The following is a 19,321-nucleotide window of genomic DNA, read 5'->3' on the forward strand; positions in this document are numbered from 1 at the left end:
CGTCACCTGCGCGCGCCCGTGCGAACACAATGCCGACCAGCTTACCGATTCGTCGTGGTCGCCTCAGTTCCGCGCACAGACCGGCCGGACGGCACAATGGTCCCGTGACGTCATTCCCTGATTCTGCGGGGTCGAGCGGTTCCCAGGCCGACCTCGGCAATGCGCTCGCCCAGTGCCTGACCTACGCCGCCGACCTGCCGTGGGGGTCGCAGCCGACGCTGTTCGCGCTGGTGCCGACCGCGGTGCTGGCCGCGCAGGCCCCGGGGCTCGTCGATCCGGACGACGATTCAGCGCTCAGCCCCGTCGTGCAGGAGACCGACACCGACGACCTGGAGCAACTGCTGACCACCGTGTCGTGGCCGCCGCAGGTGGTCGGCTGCGCCCTCGTCACCGAGATCACCCTCCTGCCGCCGGACGCCGAAGCCGATCTCGACGCGGCGCTCGAACCGCTGCTCGCCGATGCCGACGCCGCCGACGAGGCCGCCCGTCGTGCCGCCCACGCCCACCCGGACCGTCGCACGGCCCGGCTGGCCGCCGGCGTGCTCCGCAACGGGAAGCGGGTCGCGCTGCTGGCGCTGCGGGAGGGCGACGCCCAGGCGGCCGATCTGCAGACCCACCCGGACCTGGCACCGAACCTGCTCGACTCGCTCGCCGAGACCCTGCACGCCTGACCGACCGTCGGCCCGCCGCCGTCAGCAGTGCGGGCGGGGCGCCCCGGTCCGCAGGTCGCCGAGCGCGTCGACGGCCTGGGTCAGCGTGTCGACCTTGACCAGTTCGATCCCGTCGGGCGCATCCGCGCTCGCCGCGGCGCAGTTGCCCGCGGGGACGAGGAAGACGGTGGCGCCCGCGTCGCGGGCGGCCTGGATCTTGTGCGGGATTCCGCCGATGGTGCCGACCTTGCCCTGCGGGTCGATGGTGCCGGTGCCCGCCACGAACTTGCCGCCCGAGAGGTTGCCGGGCGTCAGCCGGTCGATGACCGCCAGCGTCAACATGAGGCCGGCCGACGGTCCGCCGATCTCACCGACGTTGAAGTCGATGTTGATCGCCGGGTCGGCGGCCATCATCGCGGGCGTCACCCCCAGATAGGCGCGCGTGCGGTCATCCGGGCGCGCCCCCAGGGTGATCTCCTCGGTCACCTGCTGCGGCCCGCGCTGCACGGTCACGGCGATGCGGTCCCCCGGCCGACGCTTGGCGAGCATCTCGGCCAGCGCCTTCGGATCGGGCACCGGCGTGCCGTCGACGCTCACCAGCCGATCGGCCGGACGCAGCTTGCCCTCGGCCGGACTCTTGGTTCCGACCTCCTCGACCCCGACCGCCAAGGGCTTGCGCAGATAGTTCAACGCCGCCATGGTCGCGTTGGTCTCGGAACTGCTCATCTGCGCGGTGTTCTGCTGCTGAACCTGCTCCACCGTCTGGTCGGGCGGATAGTAGAGCTCGCGCGGCTGCAGTTCGTAGTTTGTCGACGCCCACATGCCGAGCGCCTGGAACAGCGTCAGACCATCGTGGAGCGAGACCGTCGTCAAGTTGAGATGCCCGGTCGGATGGGGGTCGACGGCGCCGCTGACCTGCACCACGGGCTTCCCGTCGACGTCACCGAGGGTGTTGACGGTGGGTCCGGCCCCCAACGCGACGTAGGGCACCCGCAGCGTCATCCCGGCAACGAGGAAGGCGACGAGCACCACCACGCCCACGGTGATCGTGGCGATGCGGCGATGGGCTGGCTTGATGGTCACTCGGCCCAGGATAATGCAGCCGCCTGTGACATTCCCGCACCCAGCCGCCGGTGACGGGCCACCCGCAGCCGCCCGCGGCCGGTACCGTTGAGGGTATGAACGATCTGCCATTCGGCTTCTCATCGTCCGACGACTCCAACGATCGCGACAAGGGGAAGGGCAAGGACAACGGCGCTGGCGGCGACGGCGCTCAGGGCGGCCCCGGTCCGGGCAATCCGTTCGGCTTCGCGATGGGCGACGGCGGCGCCATCGACCCCTCCCAGCTGGGGCAGCTCTTCAGCCAGCTCGGCAACATGTTCAGCGGGATGGGCTCGGGCATGGCCTCAGGCGGTTCCGGCCCGGTGAACTACGAGGTGGCGGCCAACCTGGCGCGCCAGCAGATCGGGGCGTTCACCCCGATGCTCGAGAAGGAGCACCGGGCCGTCGCCGACGCGGTCCGCCTGGCCGAGGTGTGGCTCGACGAGCAGACCACCATGCCCGCGGGGATCACGACCACCGCGGCGTGGACGCCGGTCGACTGGCTGGAGAACTCGATGCCGACGTGGCGCCAGCTGTGCGATCCGATCGCCGAACAGATGGCCAAGACCATGGACACCGGCCTCCCGGAGGAGGCCAAGGCCTTCGCCGGCCCGATGATGGCGATGATCGGCCAGCTCAGCGGCACCATGTACGGCACCCAGCTGGGTCAGGGCCTCGGCCAGCTCGCCGGCGACGTCCTCACCTCCACCGACATCGGGCTGCCCCTGGCCCCCGACCGCACCGGTGTCCTGCTGCCCCAGGCGATCGCGAAGTTCGCCGAAGGCCTCGACCTGCCGGCGCAGGAGATCGTCGTCTTCCTCGCCGCCCGCGAGGCCGCGCACATCCGACTGTTCAGCCACGTTCCGTGGCTCAAGCAGCGGCTGCTGGCCACCGTGGAGGAGTACGCCCGCGGCATCCGCATCGACCTCGGCGGCCTGCAGGACATGGCGACCGGCATCGACCCTCAGGAACTGCTCACCAACCCGGGCAAGATCGAGGAGCTCATGGGGTCCGCCGCCTCCTTCGAACCGGAGACGACCCCCGCCCAGCAGGCGGCGCTCAGCCGGTTGGAGACGCTGCTCGCGCTCATCGAAGGGTGGGTGGAGCTGGTGGTGTCCAATGCGCTCGGCGACCGCATCCCCAGCACCGCGGCGCTCACCGAGACGATGCGCCGCAGGCGCGCCTCGGGTGGTCCCGCCGAGCAGACCTTCGCCACGCTCATCGGCATGGACCTGCGCCCCCGCAAGCTCCGCGAGGCCGCGGCCCTGTGGCGGTCGCTGACCGACGCCTCCGACCTCACGGTCCGCGACGGCATGTGGGGCCATCCCGACCTGCTGCCCGACGCCGACGACCTCGACAACCCGGCGGGCTTCATCGACCGGGTCATCGGCGGCGACGTCTCCGGCATCGACGACGCGATCGCCGAGTTGGAACGACAGTTCACCGACCGGGACGAGAACGACGGTGACAAGAAGGACGGCGACAAGAAGGACGGCGACAAGAAGGACGGCGACACGGGCGACGACGACGCCTGACCGGGCCCGGTGCCGGGCGGGCTGTGGATAACGTGTTCGCGCCCGACCCGCCCGCGGTGCGAGCGTGGACGGCATGCCCGCACGCGAGACCCTGCCGATCCTGAATGCCGGCACGCCGGTGCTCGTCCGCGCGGGCAACGGCATCCACATCGGATCCGATCCGCGCACCGCGCTGACCCTGGACTTCGCTCCGCCGGTCAGCGCCGCGCGCCTCGTGCGGGTCCTGCAGCGGCTGCGCTCACCGCAGCGCTACCCGCAGGTGCGTCGGGAGGTCCGCGCGGCAGGTATGACGGCCACCGCATTCTGGGCGCTGCTCGACAGTCTGGTGGCGGCCGGCAAGGCGACCGCACCGGCCGACGACCGGCGGCGGGCGCTCCGCGTCGGCGTCGTCGGGCACGGCGAGCTCGCCGAGCTGCTGCTGGCGGGGCTGCCGGCCGACGGACACCGGACCGCAGCCTGTGACCCGCGTGGCCCCCTCGGTCCACTGCCCGGGCGCCCCGACCTGGTCGTCATCGCCGACCAGCCGGTCGCCGACCCGGCCATGTGGCGGCCCCTCATGCAGGCGGGTGTCCCGCACCTGAGCGTTCACGTCGACGACGACGTGGGGATCGTCGGCCCGCTGGTACTGCCCGGGTTGTCGAGCTGCCTGCAATGCATCGAGCATTTCCGCACCGACCGCGACCCGCAGTGGCCGGTGCTTGCCGCCGCGCTGCAGGGGGTGGCGGGCGGAGCGAGCGTCGCCACCAGGCTGTCCACGGTGGCGCTGGCGCACGCTCACCTCGCCGACATCGCCGAACGGCTGCGCGCCTCGTCCCCGGTGCCGCCGACGACGGTGAACACCGTCATCGAGTTCGGTCGACGACCGTGCGTGGTCCGCAGCGTTCCGGCGCCGATTCATCCGCGATGCCGGTGCGTACCCGGCCATCGCGGTGAGCCGGTCGCAGCCGGATCCTCTATTCTCGAACTCGCGGCGAAAGGACACAATTGAGCGAGATCACACGAGGCCAGGGCCGTCGCAACGCCAAGCTGGCCACCCTCCCGCTGGGTGTTGCCGGGCGAGCAGCAGCAGGCCTCGGAAAACGGATCGCGGGCAAGAGCCGAGAAGAGGTCAGCGCCGAGCTGATGAACAAGACGGCCGAGCAGTTGTTCGCGGTGCTCGGCGAGCTCAAGGGCGGCGCGATGAAGGTCGGCCAGGCCCTGTCGATCATGGAGGCCGCGATCCCCGACGAGTTCGGCGAGCCCTTCCGCGAGGCGCTCACGAAACTGCAGGCCGAAGCGCCGCCGCTTCCCGCCGCCGCCGTCCACAAGGTCCTCGACCAGCAGCTCGGCACCCGCTGGCCCGAACGGTTCCGCGAGTTCAGCGATGCCCCGGCCGCGTCGGCGAGCATCGGTCAGGTGCACCGGGCGGTGTGGTCCGACGGCCGCGAGGTGGCCGTCAAGGTCCAGTACCCGGGCGCCGATCACGCCCTCAAAGCCGACCTCAAGACACTGCGCCGCATGTCGGGGCTGATCCAGAAGCTCTCGCCCGGCACCGACGTCAAGGCGATGGTCGACGAACTCATCGATCGCACCGAGGACGAACTCGACTACCTCGCCGAGGCCGACAACCAGCGGGCGTTCGCGCGCGCCTTCGACGGCGACCCCGACTTCCTGGTCCCGAAAATCGTGGCCAGCTCCCCGAAGGTGGTGGTTTCGGAGTGGATCGACGGCATCCGCCTCTCGCGCCTCATCACCGAGGGCACGCAGGAGCAGCGCAATGACGCCGCCGCGAAGATGACCACCTTCGAGATCAGCTCGCCGGCGCGGGTGGGCCTGCTGCACGGCGATCCGCATCCGGGCAACTTCTACGTCCTCGACGACGGGCGGTTCGGCATCCTCGACTTCGGCGCCGTCGGCCACTACCCGAACGGTCTACCGAGCAAGACCGGCCCCATTCTGGCGTTGGCGCGCGATCGCCGCTACGACGAGCTGCGCGCGATGATGGTCGAGGCCGACTTCATCCGTGCCTCGCACGCCGACCGGGTGAGCGCCGAAGATCTGGCGAAGTACCTGCAGCCGTATGTCGATCCGCTGTACACCGATACCTTCCACTTCACGCGGAAGTGGCTGCAGCGTGCGGCGGGCATGGCGACCGACTTCAACGGCGACGTCTACAAGACCTCGCGCAATCTGAACGTGCCACGCGAGTACGTGATGGTCTTCCGGGTCCTCATCGGCTGCGTCGGCATCGCCGCGCAGCTCGACGCCGAGGCCCCGTACCGGTCGATCCTGAACGAGTGGGTGCCCGGCCTCGAGGACTGACCGGCCGGGCACCTCACGCGACGGCGTTCTTCCGCGGACGGCCGCGCGGCCGCTTGCGGGCGATGACGACCCCGCCGGAGAAGATCTCGCCGCCCCAGACGCCCCAGGGTTCTTCGCGTTCGATCGCGTTCTGCAGGCAGGGATCTCGCAGCGGGCACTGCTTGCACAGGGCCTTGGCCTCCTCCAGCTGCTGCGGTTGGTCGGCGAACCACAGATCGGCGTCCGTCTCGGACTCTCGGCACGGGGTCTGGATTCGGGGAAGTGTTGATACAGACAAAACAGGTCGGCTTTCTCGTCGCAGATTCAGATCTCTGGTGAACCCGGGCCGGCCGGTCGTACAGACGAAGAAGGCCACGGGTCCGCTTTCGCGATTCGCCGTGGCCTTACAGGTTTCCGCTGGTCTCTAAGATCGAGAACTTCGGGTGGACGTGGGAACGTCCGTGCGGGCCACGGGGAATCGCAGGCGCGCTCGCGCCGCGGGTGCTGCTGCTGCAGCGTGATGTACGGTCTGCCAGTTCACTGTCCGATTCCCTTCTCTCGTTCGGCTCGCACGGCGCAGCCCGAAGCTGCACCGCGTGAAGTACTCTGCCAAGGCTATGCGCAGCGACGGTCTCGCACAACTTATTTTCTACCTGCGGTTTTGTCAGCCTCGCCGCTGTGCGACGGCGTCGCCGACCACCCGGAGGATCTGCGAGCCGATCCGGTCGGCGTTCTCGGCGCCGAAGCCGCGCACTCGCGCCAGTTCCTCGATCGAGGTCGGCACGACCGTCGCGATCGACCGGATCATCGGCTTGCTCATGACGTTGCCCGGCGTGATCTCCTCGGCGCGGGCGAAGTCCTCCCGCCAGGCCGTGAGCGCCTTCACCACGTCGGGATCGGGATCGGAGCGCTCGGGCATCGGCGCCAGTTCGGCGCGCGTCTGCGGAACCAGGCCGTCCAGGAAGCGGGAGCGGCGGCGTTTGGCGCCGCGGCCCTCCCCGCGCGACAGACTCCACGACAGGTGCAGGTGCTCCCGGGCGCGGGTGATGCCGACGTAGAACAGCCGCCGCTCCTCCTCCACCTCGTGCGTCGACTTGCTCGCACGTCCCAGCGGCAGTGACCCCTCGTGCAGCCCGGTGAGGAAGACCGCATCCCATTCCAGGCCCTTCGCCGCGTGCATCGACGACAGGGTGAGGCCGCCGCCGACCGGGGCGTGGCGCATCCGGGCGCGGTCCTCCAGCGCGGCGATCACCCCGGCGAAGTCGCGGTCGGGTTCGGCCGCGGCGATCGTCTCGACCAGTTCGACCAGCCGGAGCAGCTGCTGCCAGCGAGAGCGCGCGTTGGCGCCCTTCGGTTCGGCTTCGGTGAGCCCCACCGGATGCAGGGCGTGCCGGACCGCGTCGACCGGTGACATCTGCGGGGCGGGGCCGGCGGCGAGCGTCGTGAGCCGGCGCATGGCGGCCACGATCTCGGGGCGTTCGAAGAAGCCCTGCGCACCGCGGACCTGGTAGTCGATGCCCGCCTCCGACAACGCCTCCTCGTACGCCTGCGACTGTGCGTTGACCCGGTACAGCACCGCGATCTGCGCCGCGGGGACACCCGCGCGGATCAGCTTGCGGATCTGCGCGACGACGCCGACGACCTCGGAGATCTCGTCGTCGAAGCCCGCGAACACCGGCTCTGGCCCGGGGGGACGCTGCCCCACCAGCTTCAGTCGGGTGCCCGCGATCCGTCCGCGCGCCTTCTCGATGGCGGCGTTCGCCAGGCCGACCACCTCGGGCGTCGACCGGTAGTCGCGCTGCAGGCGCACCAGGGTGGCCTCGGGATAGCGGCGGGTGAAGTCGAGCAGATACGACGGGGTGGCGCCGGTGAAGCTGTAGATGGTCTGGTTCGCGTCGCCGACCACCGTGAGGTCGTCGCGACCGCCCAGCCAGGCGTCGAGCAGATCCTGCTGGATCGGGGTGACGTCCTGGTACTCGTCGACCACGAAGCTGCGGTACCGCGTCCGGAACTCCTCGCCGATCGACGGATCGGACCGCAGGATCGCGGTGGTGAAGATCAGCAGATCCTCGAAGTCGAGCAGGCGGTCGCCGTTGGGCGCTACCTTCGCCGCCTCGTAGGCGGCGAACACCTCCACCATCTTGCGGGGGTCGAGCGGCGCATCGCGGCCGACCTCGCGGGCCCGTTCGGCGTACTGGCCCGGACCGATGCCCGAGGACTTGGCCCATTCGATCTCCGAGGCGAGGTCGCGCAGCAGATCGCGGTCGGAGACGTCCAAGTGCAGCTCGCGCGCCACCCGACCGACCATTCGGAACTTGTGCTCGAGCAGCTCCCACCGGCGCTCCCCCATCGCCATCGGCCAGAAGTAGCGCAGTTGGCGCATGGCCGCGGCGTGAAAGGTCTGGGCGGCGACCCGATTGCCCGGCCCCGACACGCCGAGCACCGACAGTCGTTCGCGCATCTCGGCCGCCGCCCGGGCGGTGAACGTGACGGCCAGTACCTGCTCCGGATTGACCTGCCCGGACTCGACGAGGTGGGCGATCCGGCGGGTGATGGTCCGGGTCTTTCCGGTGCCCGCACCGGCCAGGACGCACACCGGGCCGCGCGGAGCGAGCACCGCCTCGAGTTGTTCGGGGTCGAGTCCGTCGGTGGCTGTCATGGCATCCACGTTCTCATGCCCCTCAGACAGGCGCGCCGAGCGATCAGAGCTTGCCGAGCTTGCTCATCACTTCGCCGACCGACGGATTGGTCGCGGTCGAACCGTCGGCGTAGCGCACGGTCGGCACCACGTGGTTGCCGCCGTTCACGCTGCCGACGAACTCGGCGGCCTCGGGCTGGTCCTCGATGTCGATCTCGGTCCACTCGATGCCGTTACGCTTCAACCCGGTCTTCAACCGGATGCAGAACGGGCACCACGAGGTGGTGTAGAGGGTCAGTTCCGGCTCGGCTGCCACATCACTCATGTCGCCATTTCAGCACAACTGCGCCGACCGCGTCGTCCCGGGCCGAGGTCAGCGACCCCCGGCGCGCGCCCAACCCGTGATCAGCCCGCGGGCGATGGAGATCGAGCCCGGCAGCATGAGCGGCGCGTCGGGGGCGTCGGCACCCCAGTCGTCGTCGCGCGCCAACGCGTCGAGGACCTCCTCGCGGTGGAACCACCGGGCCTCGCCCAGTTCGCCGTCCCGCAGGACGAGCGGCTCGGACGGGTCGCCGATCGCCTCGAAGCCGAGCATCAGCGATCGTGGGAAGGGCCACGGCTGCGAGCCGAGATACTGCGGCGAGTGCACCCGGATGCCCGCCTCCTCGAGCACCTCGCGGCGGACGCACTGCTCGAGCGACTCGCCGGGCTCGACGAACCCGGCCAGCGTGGAGAACCACCGGTCGGGCCAGACGGTCTGCCGACCGAGCAGCACCCGGTCGGCGCCGTCGTGCACCACCATGATCACCGCCGGGTCGGTGCGCGGATACTCTTCGGCACCGGTCGCCGGATCACGACGCAGCCAGCCGCCCTGCACCAGATCGAGCGGGCGGCCGTCGACGGGCGAGAACTTCGCGGTGCGGTGCCAGTTGAGGACGCCGAGCGCGGTCGCGAGCAGCCCGGCCTCGTCGGCGGGCAGCCGATGCGCCCCGGTGCGGGGCTCGCCGACGGGCGGGGCGAGGTCGTCGACCCGCAGCGCCCACGAGTCGACCTGTCCGACGCCGAGGAAGACCGCCCCGGCCACGGGTTCGGGGCCCAGGTCGGCGGCGGGCACCCAGCGCAGGGTGCCGCCGTCGGTGACCGCGTACCGGCCGCGCTGGTCGATCAACAGGACCCGCGCGGTGGGCCAGCCCGCGATCAGCCGCTGCGGATCCTTGCGGACCAGGTCGGCGCGGTCGAGGTAGGCGCGCGAGAGCAGCGGCGGTTCGAAGAGTTCGAAGGAGGCGGGCATCAGGCCGGCCCGCCCTGCCGCACGTACAGCAGTCGGTCGCCGGCTTCGATCGCCTCGACCTCCTCGTCGCCGACCCGGTACAGCTTGCCTTCGCGGACCACGCCGAGGACCAGGTCCCTGGTATGTGCCGGGGACCCGCCGGTCTCGGACGGCTCCACCTCTCGCTCGGCGATCGCGTAGCCCTCTTCGGGGCTGAGCAGGTCTTCGACGATCTCCACCACCGACGGGGTGATGGTCGCGATGCCGAGCAGGCGACCGGCCGTCTCGGACGAGACGACCACCGAGTCGGCCCCCGACTGGCGCATCAGGTGGGTGTTCTCGGACTCGTTGATCGCGGCCACGATCTTGGCGCGCGGATTGATCTCGCGGGCGGTCAGGGTCGCGAGCACCGCGGTGTCGTCGCGGTTGGCCGCCACCACGATCGCCGAGGCGTGCTGCACGCCCGCCAGCCGCAGGACGTCGGACTTGGTGGCGTTGCCGCGCACGGTGACCAGACCGTGCGCGCCCGCCGAGTCGAGGGCGGTCTGGTCGATGTCGACGACCACGATCTCCGAGGGCTTGCCGCCGTCGGCGATCACCGCGTCGACGGCGGTGCGTCCCTTGGTGCCGTACCCGATGACGATGGTGTGGTTGCGCACCCGGTTCCTCCAGTTCTGGATCTTGATCGCCTGCCGCGAGCGCTCGGTCAGCACTTCCAGGGTGGTGCCGATGAGCACGATCAGGAAGAGGACGCGCAGCGGCGTGATGAAGATGATGTTCACCAGTCGGGCGGACTCGGTGATCGGTGTGACGTCGCCGTAGCCGGTCGTCGACAGGGTGACGGCCGAGTAGTACAGCGCGTCGATGTAGGTCATCTCGCCCTCTTTGGCGTCGATGTACCCGTCCCGGTCGAGATAGACGACGATCGAGCAGACGATGAGCGCGGTGAGCGCCCACAGCACCCGGCGGCCGATGGCGCGCGCCGGACTCTTCTCGCTCTCCGGAATCCGGACTATGCCGACGAGGGCGTAGTCCGGCTCGTCCACCAGTCCCCCGCCGCGACGACGGCGCAGGTGCCTACGCACGTCGGGTCCGGGGTGCGCACTGAGATGTCGACATCACATTTTGGAGGCTACTTCATGGGTGTGACCGCCACCGCCTCAGCGGTCGGTGAGGATGGCCGCGAGCTCGTCGGGGCCCGGCAGGTGATCCGGTTCCAGGGTGAAGTCGTGCCGCACGTAGACGAATGCCGCGCGAACCCTCTCCAGCGGCAGCCCGGACAGCTGCGACCACGCCACCCGATAGGCGGCGAGCTGGATGAACAGCGGCTGGCGCCGAGCCGGTTCCGGTACCGCGCCCGTCTTCCAGTCGACGACGAGCGCGCCGTCGCCGTCGGCGAAGACCGCGTCCATCCGACCCCGAACCACGGTCTCGCCGATGACCGTCTCGAAGCCGACCTCGACCTCCATCGGGGTGCGGTGCGCCCACGGGGAGGCCAAGAACTTGCCGCGCAGCAGATCGAGGTCCTCCTCGGCGGCCCCCGGCACCGCGTCGGCGGCCCCAGGCAGTTCGTCGACGTCGAGCAGCCGGGTGGCGCCGAATCGGCGCTCCACCCACGCGTGGAAGGCGGTGCCGCGCCGGGCCATCGGGTTGGGCCGGTAGGGCACCGGGCGGCGCAGCCGGGCCGCGAACGACTCCTCGTCGGCGTCGAGCTCGACCAGCTGGCTCACCGACAGGTGATCGGGCAGTTCCACCGACACCGTCGTCTCGCCTGCCCGGGAACGCTCGTCGAGCAGCACCCGCACCTCCCGCTGCCATTCGCGGGCGTCGGGGTCGTCCGGATCGGCGTCGGCGATCGCGAACAGTGCCCGCTCCGCGCGCGCGGCGTCGACGAGCTCGGCGGCCGCGACCATCGGGGCGCGGCGCTCGCCCAGCAGGTCCACCGGCCACGGCACGCTGAGCTGCTGCTGGGTGAGCGGGTTGACCGCATCGGGTTCGGGGGCGGGTGCGTCGACGTCGATGCGCATCCCCGCGGGGTCGACGCCGTCGACCCCGCCCGCGGCCGCCTCGGCGACCAGCGCCGCGAGTTCGGTGTAGAACTCCGAACCGCCACGCGGCTTGTCACCGGTCTCGGACCAGTGATGCGCCGACACCAGCAGGGTCTGCTTGGCGCGGGTCAGCGCGACGTACAGCAGTCGCCGGTCCTCCTCCAGCCGGCGCTGAGCGATGGCCTCCTTGTGGTCTTCGATGGCGGTCTCGAGCTCCTTCCGGTCGCCGACCTCGGTCAGGTCGAGCGGCGGGAAGCCCTCGTCGCCGTCGCGCGAGAGGTCGCCGCGCAGGTCGGCGGGCAGCTCGCGCGCCGAACCGAGCCAGGTGGTCTCGGCCTTCCCGCTGGGGAAGATGCGCTCGGCGACGTGCGGCAGCGCCACCACATCCCATTCGAGTCCCTTCGCGGCGTGGACGGTGAGGATCTGCACCCGCTGCGCGGCGACCTCGACCTGACCGGCCTCGAGCCCCTTCTCGACCGTCTCGGCGGCATCGAGGAAGGCCAGCAGCCCGGGCAGGCTCGCCCCCGACCGGTCGGCGTAGTGGGTCACGTACTCGGCGAAGGCGTCCAGATGCTCCCGGCCGGTCACCTCGCTGCGCATGCGGCGCGCCCGGATCTGCGCCTCCACCGCCACGCCGATCGTCTGCTCCACGTCGGCCACCAGCTCCGGCAGCGGCTGGCCGAGTCTGCGGCGCAGGCCCTCCAACTGCTTGCCGAAGGTGCTGATCCGCTCGAATCCCGCCGCGCTGTACCGGCTCGGGTCGCCGGGATCGGCGAGGGCGTCGCATACGCCGGCCGAGTCCACCGATTCTCCGGGCAGTGCGGCGTCGAGCGCCTCGTCGAGCGCCTCACGGCTGGTGACCGCGCCGCCGGTCGGGTTGCCCGAGCCCGCGGCGAGCTCTCGCGCCCGTCGCCACAGGGCCGCCAGGTCGGCGGCACCGAGCTGCCAGCGCGCGCCGGTCAGCAATCGCATGGCCGCGGTCCCGGCCATCGGGTCGGCCATCAGCCGCAGGGTCGCGACGATGTCGGTGATCTCGGGAACGTGCAACAGGCCGCCGATGCCGACGACCTCGGCGGGGATGCCGCGCCGTTCCAACTCGGCCGCCAGCGGCGCCGAGTCCTCGTTGCGTCGCACCAGGACGGCGGTGGTGGGCGGCGCCGTCTGATCGCGTTCGGCGGCCCGGTAGTAGTCCTCGATGCGGTCGGCGATCCACTCGCGTTCGTCGATCACGGTGTCGGTGAGCGCCAACCGCACGGTGCCCGCGGGCGCGTCGGGCCGCGGGCGGAGCACGCTGACCGGGACGCCGCGCCGTCGGAGCTCCTCGGACGTCTGGTTCGCCAGATGCAGCGCACCCACGCAGTTGCGCCAGCTGGTGAGCAGTTCGCGCCGGTGCGCGTCGCGGCTGTCCGGGCGCGGGAAGTCGCGGGCGAAACGCGGCAGGTTGGCCGCCGACGCGCCTCGCCAGCCGTAGATCGACTGGATCGGGTCGCCGACCGCGGTGACCGCGATCGGCCGCCGCCCGCCGATGGTGTGTCCGCCGAACAACGAGGACAGCAGGATGCGTTGCGAGTGTCCGGTGTCCTGGTATTCGTCGAGCAGGACGGCCCGGATCCCGGCACGTTCGGCGTCCACGACCTCCGGGTGGCGTGCCACCAGTCGCGCCGCCAGCGACATCTGGCTGCCGAAATCGAGGGCGCCCTGCGCCGCCATCGCCTCCCGGAGCGCCAGGACGAGCGGAATCAGCTCCCGCCGTTCGTCGATGACGTGCTGGTAGCTGCGCAGCTTCGCGCTGGGCTCGGCACGCTGGCCCGGCCCGCGCGGCAGCGTGTCGATCATGCGGTACAGATCGGTTCCGGCGGCTTCCAGGTCCTCGACGTCGACGAGGTGCTCGGCCATCTCCGAGTACAGCCGCAGAACCGCCTCGGTGACCGAGGACGGCACCTTGGTGGTCTTCAGCTCGCCGGGCCACGCGGAGACGACCGAGAAGGCCAGCTGCCACAGTTCGGTCTCGCTGAGCAGCGTGGCCGTCGGTTCCACCGGCAGCAGCAGGCCGTAGTCGGCGATCAGCCGTCCCGCATAGGCGTGATACGTGCTCACCTCGGCGTCGGCGCTGCGCAGTCGGCTCGCCAGCTCCCCGCCCGGATCCCATTCCAGCAGCGCGGGACTGCCCGCGAGCATGGCGAGCCGGCGACGGATGCGGGCCGCCAGTTCGCTGGCGGCCTTGCGGGTGAAGGTGAGGCCGAGCACCTCTTCGGGGCCGACGAGCCGGTTGGCGACCAGCCACACCACCCGCGAGGCCATGGTCTCGGTCTTGCCCGCGCCCGCGCCCGCGACCACCAGCATCGGCTCCAGCGGCGCCTCGATGACCTCGACCTGCTCCGGGGTGGGCGAGGGCAGACCGAGCGCCGCGGCCAACGAACGTGCGCCGATCAACCCCGCCGCGCCTGCGGTCGGGCCTTCGTGGTCAGTCATCGATGACCGCCTTTCCACGCAGTTGGGCCGGACACGAGCGGATCAGCCCGCAGTGCCCGCAGCCGCTGTTCGGGGTCGCCGCGAACACCGGGCCGATGCTCGCGCGAGCGGCTTCGCGGACCACGGTGATCCACTCGTCCACCTGCTCGGGGGTCAGCGGTGACTGCACCCGCTGAGCGGCGCCGGTGGTCTTGTTCGCGTTGGCGACGTACACCAGCCGGCCGCCGCCGGGTTCGGCGCCGCCGAGCTGCAGCGCCAGCTGATACGACGCGAGCTGCGCGTGGTTCTGGGCGTCGACCGCCCGGATCGGGGTCTTTCCGGTCTTGACGTCGACGACGACCGGTCGGCCCTCGCTGTCGGTCTCGAGACGGTCGATCCGGCCGACGAGCCGTACCGGAAGCAGGGCGTTCCCCTGCTCGTCCACCCCGCCGGGCAGGGTGGCGTCGACCGACACCTCGACGCCGGCCTCGGTGAGTTCGGTGCGCGACATCCGCAGCCAGTCCCGGAAGTTGGTCAGCATGCCTTCGGCTCGTTCGAGTTCGCGAGTGCTGTACCACTGGGCGGGTGAGGCGACTCGACCCCACACCTCGTGCAGGGCGGCGTTGACCTCGGCACGATCGAGGCGACCGGCGACCGCCTGCACCAGCGTGTGCACCAGGGTTCCGGTGACTGCCTGCTCGGCGTCTCCGTCGCGCCCGCCGTGTCGTTCCAGCACCCACCGCAGCGAACAGGTGGTGAGCGCCTCGATGTTGGACGGCGACAGCGTCCGCGGCCCCTGCTCGGGCGTCCACAGCGGCGCGTCGGTGCTCGGTCCCACCAGCCCGAACCAGTCGGCAGGCGCGGCGCCCGGCACGCCCGCCTGCGCGAGGTCGGCCAGCAGCGCGGCCGCGACCCGGGTCCGTTCGTCGGGGTCCTGCGCGCCGGCGACGGTGACGGCGCGCAGTTCGGCGACCAGCGAGGGCAGCGACAGGACGCGGCGCACTCCGGCGTCGAGCGGGATCTCGTCGGCGGTCTCGGGCTCGGTCTCGTCCCCGTAGCCGCCGAGCGCCTCGGCGATCTCCGGGACGAACCGCGACGGCGAGGCGTCGCCGCTGCCGTCCTCGACCGCGGTGACCAGCAGGCGGCTGCGGGCCCGGCTGCACGCGACCAGGAGCAGGCGGCGTTCGTCGGCGAGCATGACCGAGCCGCGGGCGATCGTGTCGATCGCGTCGGCGCCGATGCCGTCGAGCAGATCCATCAGCGCCGGTGTGCCCAGGATGCTGCCGCGGCTGCGCAGGGACGGCCACAGTCCGTCCAGAACGCCGGGGACCGCGACCACCTCCCATTCGCGCCCGGTGGCGGCGTGGGCGGAGACCACGACCACCGAATCGACGCCGGCCGTCGCCATCCGCGACTCCCGCGGAATCTGCAGCTGACCGAGATAGTCGATGAACGCCAGGGTGCCGGCCGCGGGCAGGTTGTCGGCGAAGGTTCCCGCCGCCTCGAACATCCCCAGCATCGCGTCCAGGTCGCGGTCGGCTTGATCGCCGCCGCGTCCCCCGCGCAACGACTGCGCCGTCCACCGTCGTTCGAGTCCGCTGGCACGCCAGGCCCGCCACAGGGTCTCTTCGACCCCGACGCCGCCGGCGTGCGCGGCACGCGCCGCCTCGATCACCTTGCGAACGTGCTTGAGGGAGGCGGCCTCGAAGTCGGTGAGGCCCGCGAGATAGATCGCCATCAGGTCGGCGTCGCCGAGAGCGGCGGCCAGCGACTGCAGGGAGTCCGTGTCGTGCCCGCGCGCCTCGTCGATCCGCCGGACGCCGCGGCGCAGGCGACGCAGGTTGGTCGGGTCGGTCGCGCCGATCGGGCCGCTCAGCAGCTCGATCACATCGTCGGGTTCCAGCGGCCGGCCACCGGCGGCCACGCGCAGCACGAGGGTGAACGCCTGCACCGCGCGTTGCCGGTGGATCGGGATGTCGCTGGTGGGCGTCGCCATGGGCACTCCGGCCGAGGAGAAGGCGCGGCGCAGCGCGGGCAGCGCCCGCGGCACCGATCGCACGATCACGGCCATCTGCGACCAGGGGACGCCGTCGAACAGGTGGGCGCGTCGCATCAGGTCGGCGACGGCCGTGGCCTCCTTCGCCGGCGACGAGAACACCCGCACCTGTGCTCGGCCGGTGTCGGCGGCGTCGGGTTCCGGGTAGGCGTGCGGGCGGGCGCCGGGCAGCCGCCGGGCCAGGGCCGCGCCCACCCGGTTGACGGCCGGCAGCCCGCGATGGTCGACGGTCAGCTCGACGTCTCGGTCGGGGTCGGGGTCGGTGCCCGCGGGCGCGTCGGCGAACTTAGGGTCGGCGCCGCGGAAGCCGAACACCGACTGGTCGGTGTCGGAAGCGATGATCGCCGAATCCGCGCCGGTCCCCACCAGCCGCACCAGGATCGCGGCCTGCGGATCCAGGTGCTGGGCGTCGTCGACGAGCAGGTGCCGGATGCGCCGGCGTTGACCGCGCAGCACGTCGGGGTCGGTGGCGAAGGCCGACAGCGCCGATCCGATGAGCTCGGCGGCGTCGACGGCGCTGACGCTGGCCTCCGGGGCGTCGACCCCGACGGAGCTGCGCAGCGCCATCCCCTCCTCGTACTGGCGGAGGGCGTGCGCGGCGGCGACCCATTCGGGACGACCGTGCTCGTGCCCGAGTGCGGCCAGATCGTCGGGGCCCAGGCCGCGCTCGGCGGCACGCATCATGAGGTCGCGCAGGGCTTGCGCGAAGCCGTCGGTGGTCAGCGCCGGGCGCAGTGACGCCGGCCAGTAATGGGCGCCGTCCTCCACGTCGCCCGCCAGCAGCTCGCGCAGGATCACGTCCTGCTCGGAGCCGGTGATCAGGCGGGGCGGCGGATTGCCGTGCGCCGACGCCTGCAGTCGCAGGACCGCGAAGGCGTACGAGTGGACCGTCCGCACGAGGGGTTCGCGCAGCGCGCCGCCCAGACTGCCGCCCGCCGACAGGACCCGTCGGGTGATCTCGGCGCGCAGGTCGGTGGCGGCCCGGCGGTTGGCGGCCAGGACCAGCACCGACTCGGGAGCCACGTCCGGATCGAGGATGCGGGCGACGGCGGCGTCGACCAGCAGCGCCGTCTTCCCGGTACCCGGCCCGCCGTGCACCCGCCACGGCCGCCAGGGACGCTGAGGGTCGGCCCGATGGCCGCCGGCGACGAGCGCCGCAGCAGCCTCGGGCCACCGGCGGTCCGCATCGGCGCGTGGCGCGGCGGCGATGAGTCGGGTCCCCGGTCTGGTCATGCCCCCATCGAAGCACGCCCCACCGACAGGGCTCCTCCCCCGGCCCGCACTACAGTCGAGGCATGCCACGACCGACCGCGGGCGCACGTGCGCTGCACACCCATCTGTTCGGCCCCGCCACCGGCGGGGTGCCGCACGTGTTGGCCGTGCACGGACTCACCGGACACGGAAAGCGTTGGGAGCGGCTGTCCCTCGATCACCTGCCCGGGGTGCGGGTGGTGGCGCCCGATCTGCTCGGGCACGGTCGCAGCCCGTGGGAGCCGCCGTGGCGGATCGACGACCACGCCGCTGCGCTCGCCGAGGTCCTGGACCGACACGTGGCGGCCGACGACCGGCCGGTCGTGGTGCTTGCCCACTCGTACGGATCGGCGGTCGCCCTCGCCCTGGCCGAACGTCGGCCCGCCGACATCGCCGGACTCGTCCTGCTCGATCCGGCCCAGGGGCTCGAGCCGACGTTCGCCGGGACCGTCGCCGAATCCGCGATGACGCACTGGGGCAACACCGACGCCGAGGACGCCAAGGCCGCCAAACGGATGGAGGGGTGGGGTGCGGTACCCGCCGACATCCTCGAGCGGGAGGTCGCCGAGCATCTGATTCCGGCCCCCGGCGGCGGTGTCAGATGGCGGGTCAGCGCGCCCGCCGCGGCGACGGCGTGGAGCGAGATGACCGGCGCCTTCCGGCTGCCGCCGCCGGGCGTGCCGACACACGTGGTGGTCGCCGACCGCGTCGACCCGCCCTTCGTCCGGCCGGAGTTCCTGGCGGCCTGCGCCGCCGACCGCGCCGACTCGGTGACCGTGCACCACGTCGACACCGAGCACATGGTGCCCTTCCTGGTTCCCGAGTTCTGCGCCGAGCTGGTCCGAGAGCTGTTGGCCCGATGCCCGCGGTGACCGAGGATCAGGTGGAGCGGGTGCGGGCGCTGATCGCGGCGATCCCGCCCGGACGGATCCGCACCTACGGCGACCTCTCGGCGCAGGTCGGCCTGTCCAGTCCGCGCATCGTCGGGTGGATCATGCGCACCGACTCGGCCGATCTGCCCTGGCATCGGGTGGTGCCCGCCTCTGGCCGGCCCGCCGCGGGTCTGCGCGAGCGCCAGTTGGCGCGCCTGCGCGAGGAGGGCGTCCGCGTCGTCGACGGTCGGATCGACCTGCGGGCGCACCGGATGTAGCGAGCGGTTCGGTTGCGCTACACCATCATTCGGACCAGGTCGACGACGCGCAGCAGCCCCGGGAGGGCGCCGGCGGTCGACCGCGGGTGCATGGCGTGGACGGCCAGCCGGAACATCACCGCGCGCAGCAGCATCTGCGGCCACTCGGGATGGTCGGACCAGCGCTCGATCAAGTCCTCGCCGGCCCCTCCCCACGCGAGCGCGTCGACGACGACCACCGCCGCCGCCCACGACGCGGGACGCCAGTAGGGCACGATGTCGGTGATCGCCGGAGCCGCGGCGCCGGCGAACAGCACGGTGCCGAACAGGTCGCCGTGCACCACCTGTTGGGGCAGGTCGACGGGTTTGCGCAGGCCGCCGAGGATCTTCAGTTCCGCCGCACTGCGCTCGCTGCTCTCCCCCTCCGGGTCGGCCATGCCCGCGCCGCGCGCGGTGCGCAGCGGCGTCGCCTCCCAGGCGGCACGGTCGGCGGCGACGAAGACGTCGACGTCGGTGAACGGCGGGGCGGGCGGCTGCAGAATGAAGCGGGGCCGCTCCAGCTTCGCGGTCGCGCGGTGCAGCCGGTCGGCCAGGGCGACGATCTCGTCGTAGCGCGGTTCCGGACTGCCCGCGACGTAGGTGTCGGCACGCCAGCCGGAGACCACATATCGGCCGTCGGAGGCGCGGATCGGCCGGGCGATCCGCATGCCCTCCACGTACAGGTTCTCGCGGGCGGACGCCGACCAGGCGGCGCGCGCGTGATCGGGGACCAGCGTCAGCACCACCTCGCCGACCCGCCAGCCCGCCGAATCCATCGCGATCGGCGGGTGCGCGGTGAGCCCGAAGGTGGTCAGCACCTGCTCCGGAGGCTCGACAGTCATGGTCACAACCGTCAGATTACCCAGTCGGCGG

15 protein-coding genes are annotated in these 19,321 nt (G+C 71.8%); 6 read left to right on the forward strand and 9 right to left on the reverse strand.

Annotation, left to right across the window (positions count from 1 at the left end):
• The first annotated feature begins 104 nt into the window (after positions 1 to 104).
• Positions 105 to 671 carry a PPA1309 family protein gene (locus tag AAFO60_RS05245; RefSeq protein ID WP_347955123.1) on the forward strand — a complete coding sequence of 189 codons (567 nt, stop codon included), beginning with the start codon at positions 105 to 107 and terminating at the stop codon, positions 669 to 671.
• Between the two features lie 21 nt (positions 672 to 692).
• Here AAFO60_RS05245 and AAFO60_RS05250 read toward each other — a convergent pair whose 3' ends face one another.
• Positions 693 to 1,733, reverse strand: coding sequence for a YlbL family protein (locus tag AAFO60_RS05250; RefSeq protein WP_347955124.1), 1,041 nt, complete (start codon positions 1,731 to 1,733; stop codon positions 693 to 695).
• A gap of 95 nt (positions 1,734 to 1,828) precedes the next feature.
• Between AAFO60_RS05250 and AAFO60_RS05255 the strand changes: the two genes are divergently transcribed.
• The 3 genes from AAFO60_RS05255 (at position 1,829) to AAFO60_RS05265 (ending at position 5,587) form a co-directional block, all read left to right on the forward strand.
• A complete protein-coding gene (locus AAFO60_RS05255; protein WP_347955125.1) occupies positions 1,829 to 3,286 on the forward strand; it encodes a zinc-dependent metalloprotease in 1,458 nt (485 codons plus the stop codon).
• A 73-nt stretch (positions 3,287 to 3,359) separates the two neighbouring features.
• The gene (locus AAFO60_RS05260; protein ID WP_347955126.1) at positions 3,360 to 4,274 is read left to right on the forward strand and encodes a hypothetical protein; all 915 of its coding nucleotides are present in this window, start codon (positions 3,360 to 3,362) and stop codon (positions 4,272 to 4,274) included.
• Entirely contained in the window at positions 4,271 to 5,587 is a 1,317-nt protein-coding gene (locus AAFO60_RS05265) for an ABC1 kinase family protein (protein ID WP_347955127.1), read from the forward strand. The genes AAFO60_RS05260 and AAFO60_RS05265 overlap by 4 nt, the downstream gene beginning before the upstream one ends.
• A 13-nt stretch (positions 5,588 to 5,600) precedes the next feature.
• Here AAFO60_RS05265 and AAFO60_RS05270 read toward each other — a convergent pair whose 3' ends face one another.
• The 7 genes from AAFO60_RS05270 to AAFO60_RS05300 form a co-directional block, all read right to left on the reverse strand.
• Positions 5,601 to 5,864: a WhiB family transcriptional regulator gene (locus AAFO60_RS05270; protein WP_347955128.1), complete on the reverse strand. Its 264-nt coding sequence runs from the start codon at positions 5,862 to 5,864 to the stop codon at positions 5,601 to 5,603.
• 366 nt (positions 5,865 to 6,230) lie between these two features.
• Complete coding sequence (locus AAFO60_RS05275; protein WP_347955129.1) at positions 6,231 to 8,225, reverse strand: ATP-dependent helicase; 1,995 nt, start codon at positions 8,223 to 8,225, stop codon at positions 6,231 to 6,233.
• Positions 8,226 to 8,268: 43 nt separating this feature from the next.
• Positions 8,269 to 8,529 (reverse strand): mycoredoxin, encoded by a 261-nt coding sequence (locus AAFO60_RS05280; RefSeq protein WP_347955130.1) that lies wholly within the window; start codon positions 8,527 to 8,529, stop codon positions 8,269 to 8,271.
• 48 nt (positions 8,530 to 8,577) lie between these two features.
• Positions 8,578 to 9,495, reverse strand: a complete 918-nt coding sequence (nudC, locus tag AAFO60_RS05285; protein ID WP_347955131.1) for an NAD(+) diphosphatase — start codon at positions 9,493 to 9,495, stop codon at positions 8,578 to 8,580.
• The gene (locus AAFO60_RS05290; RefSeq protein ID WP_347955132.1) at positions 9,495 to 10,559 is read right to left on the reverse strand and encodes a potassium channel family protein; all 1,065 of its coding nucleotides are present in this window, start codon (positions 10,557 to 10,559) and stop codon (positions 9,495 to 9,497) included. Before AAFO60_RS05290 ends, nudC begins: the two co-directional genes overlap by 1 nt.
• 75 nt (positions 10,560 to 10,634) lie before the next feature.
• Positions 10,635 to 13,994 carry a UvrD-helicase domain-containing protein gene (locus tag AAFO60_RS05295; protein ID WP_347955133.1) on the reverse strand — a complete coding sequence of 1,120 codons (3,360 nt, stop codon included), beginning with the start codon at positions 13,992 to 13,994 and terminating at the stop codon, positions 10,635 to 10,637.
• Positions 13,987 to 17,262: an ATP-dependent helicase gene (locus AAFO60_RS05300; RefSeq protein ID WP_347955134.1), complete on the reverse strand. Its 3,276-nt coding sequence runs from the start codon at positions 17,260 to 17,262 to the stop codon at positions 13,987 to 13,989. The genes AAFO60_RS05295 and AAFO60_RS05300 overlap by 8 nt, the downstream gene beginning before the upstream one ends.
• 62 nt (positions 17,263 to 17,324) lie before the next feature.
• Between AAFO60_RS05300 and AAFO60_RS05305 the strand changes: the two genes are divergently transcribed.
• Together AAFO60_RS05305 and AAFO60_RS05310 are read left to right on the forward strand one after the other, a co-directional pair.
• Positions 17,325 to 18,152, forward strand: coding sequence for an alpha/beta fold hydrolase (locus tag AAFO60_RS05305; RefSeq protein WP_347955135.1), 828 nt, complete (start codon positions 17,325 to 17,327; stop codon positions 18,150 to 18,152).
• Entirely contained in the window at positions 18,140 to 18,430 is a 291-nt protein-coding gene (locus AAFO60_RS05310) for an MGMT family protein (protein WP_347955136.1), read from the forward strand. The genes AAFO60_RS05305 and AAFO60_RS05310 overlap by 13 nt, the downstream gene beginning before the upstream one ends.
• Before the next feature lie 17 nt (positions 18,431 to 18,447).
• On the opposite strand, the gene AAFO60_RS05315 is transcribed toward AAFO60_RS05310, so the two are convergent.
• Positions 18,448 to 19,290, reverse strand: coding sequence for a TIGR02569 family protein (locus AAFO60_RS05315; RefSeq protein ID WP_347955137.1), 843 nt, complete (start codon positions 19,288 to 19,290; stop codon positions 18,448 to 18,450).
• Positions 19,291 to 19,321: the final 31 nt, after the last annotated feature.

Source organism: Gordonia aichiensis (genome assembly GCF_039946255.1).
GTDB lineage: Bacteria > Actinomycetota > Actinomycetes > Mycobacteriales > Mycobacteriaceae > Gordonia > Gordonia aichiensis_A.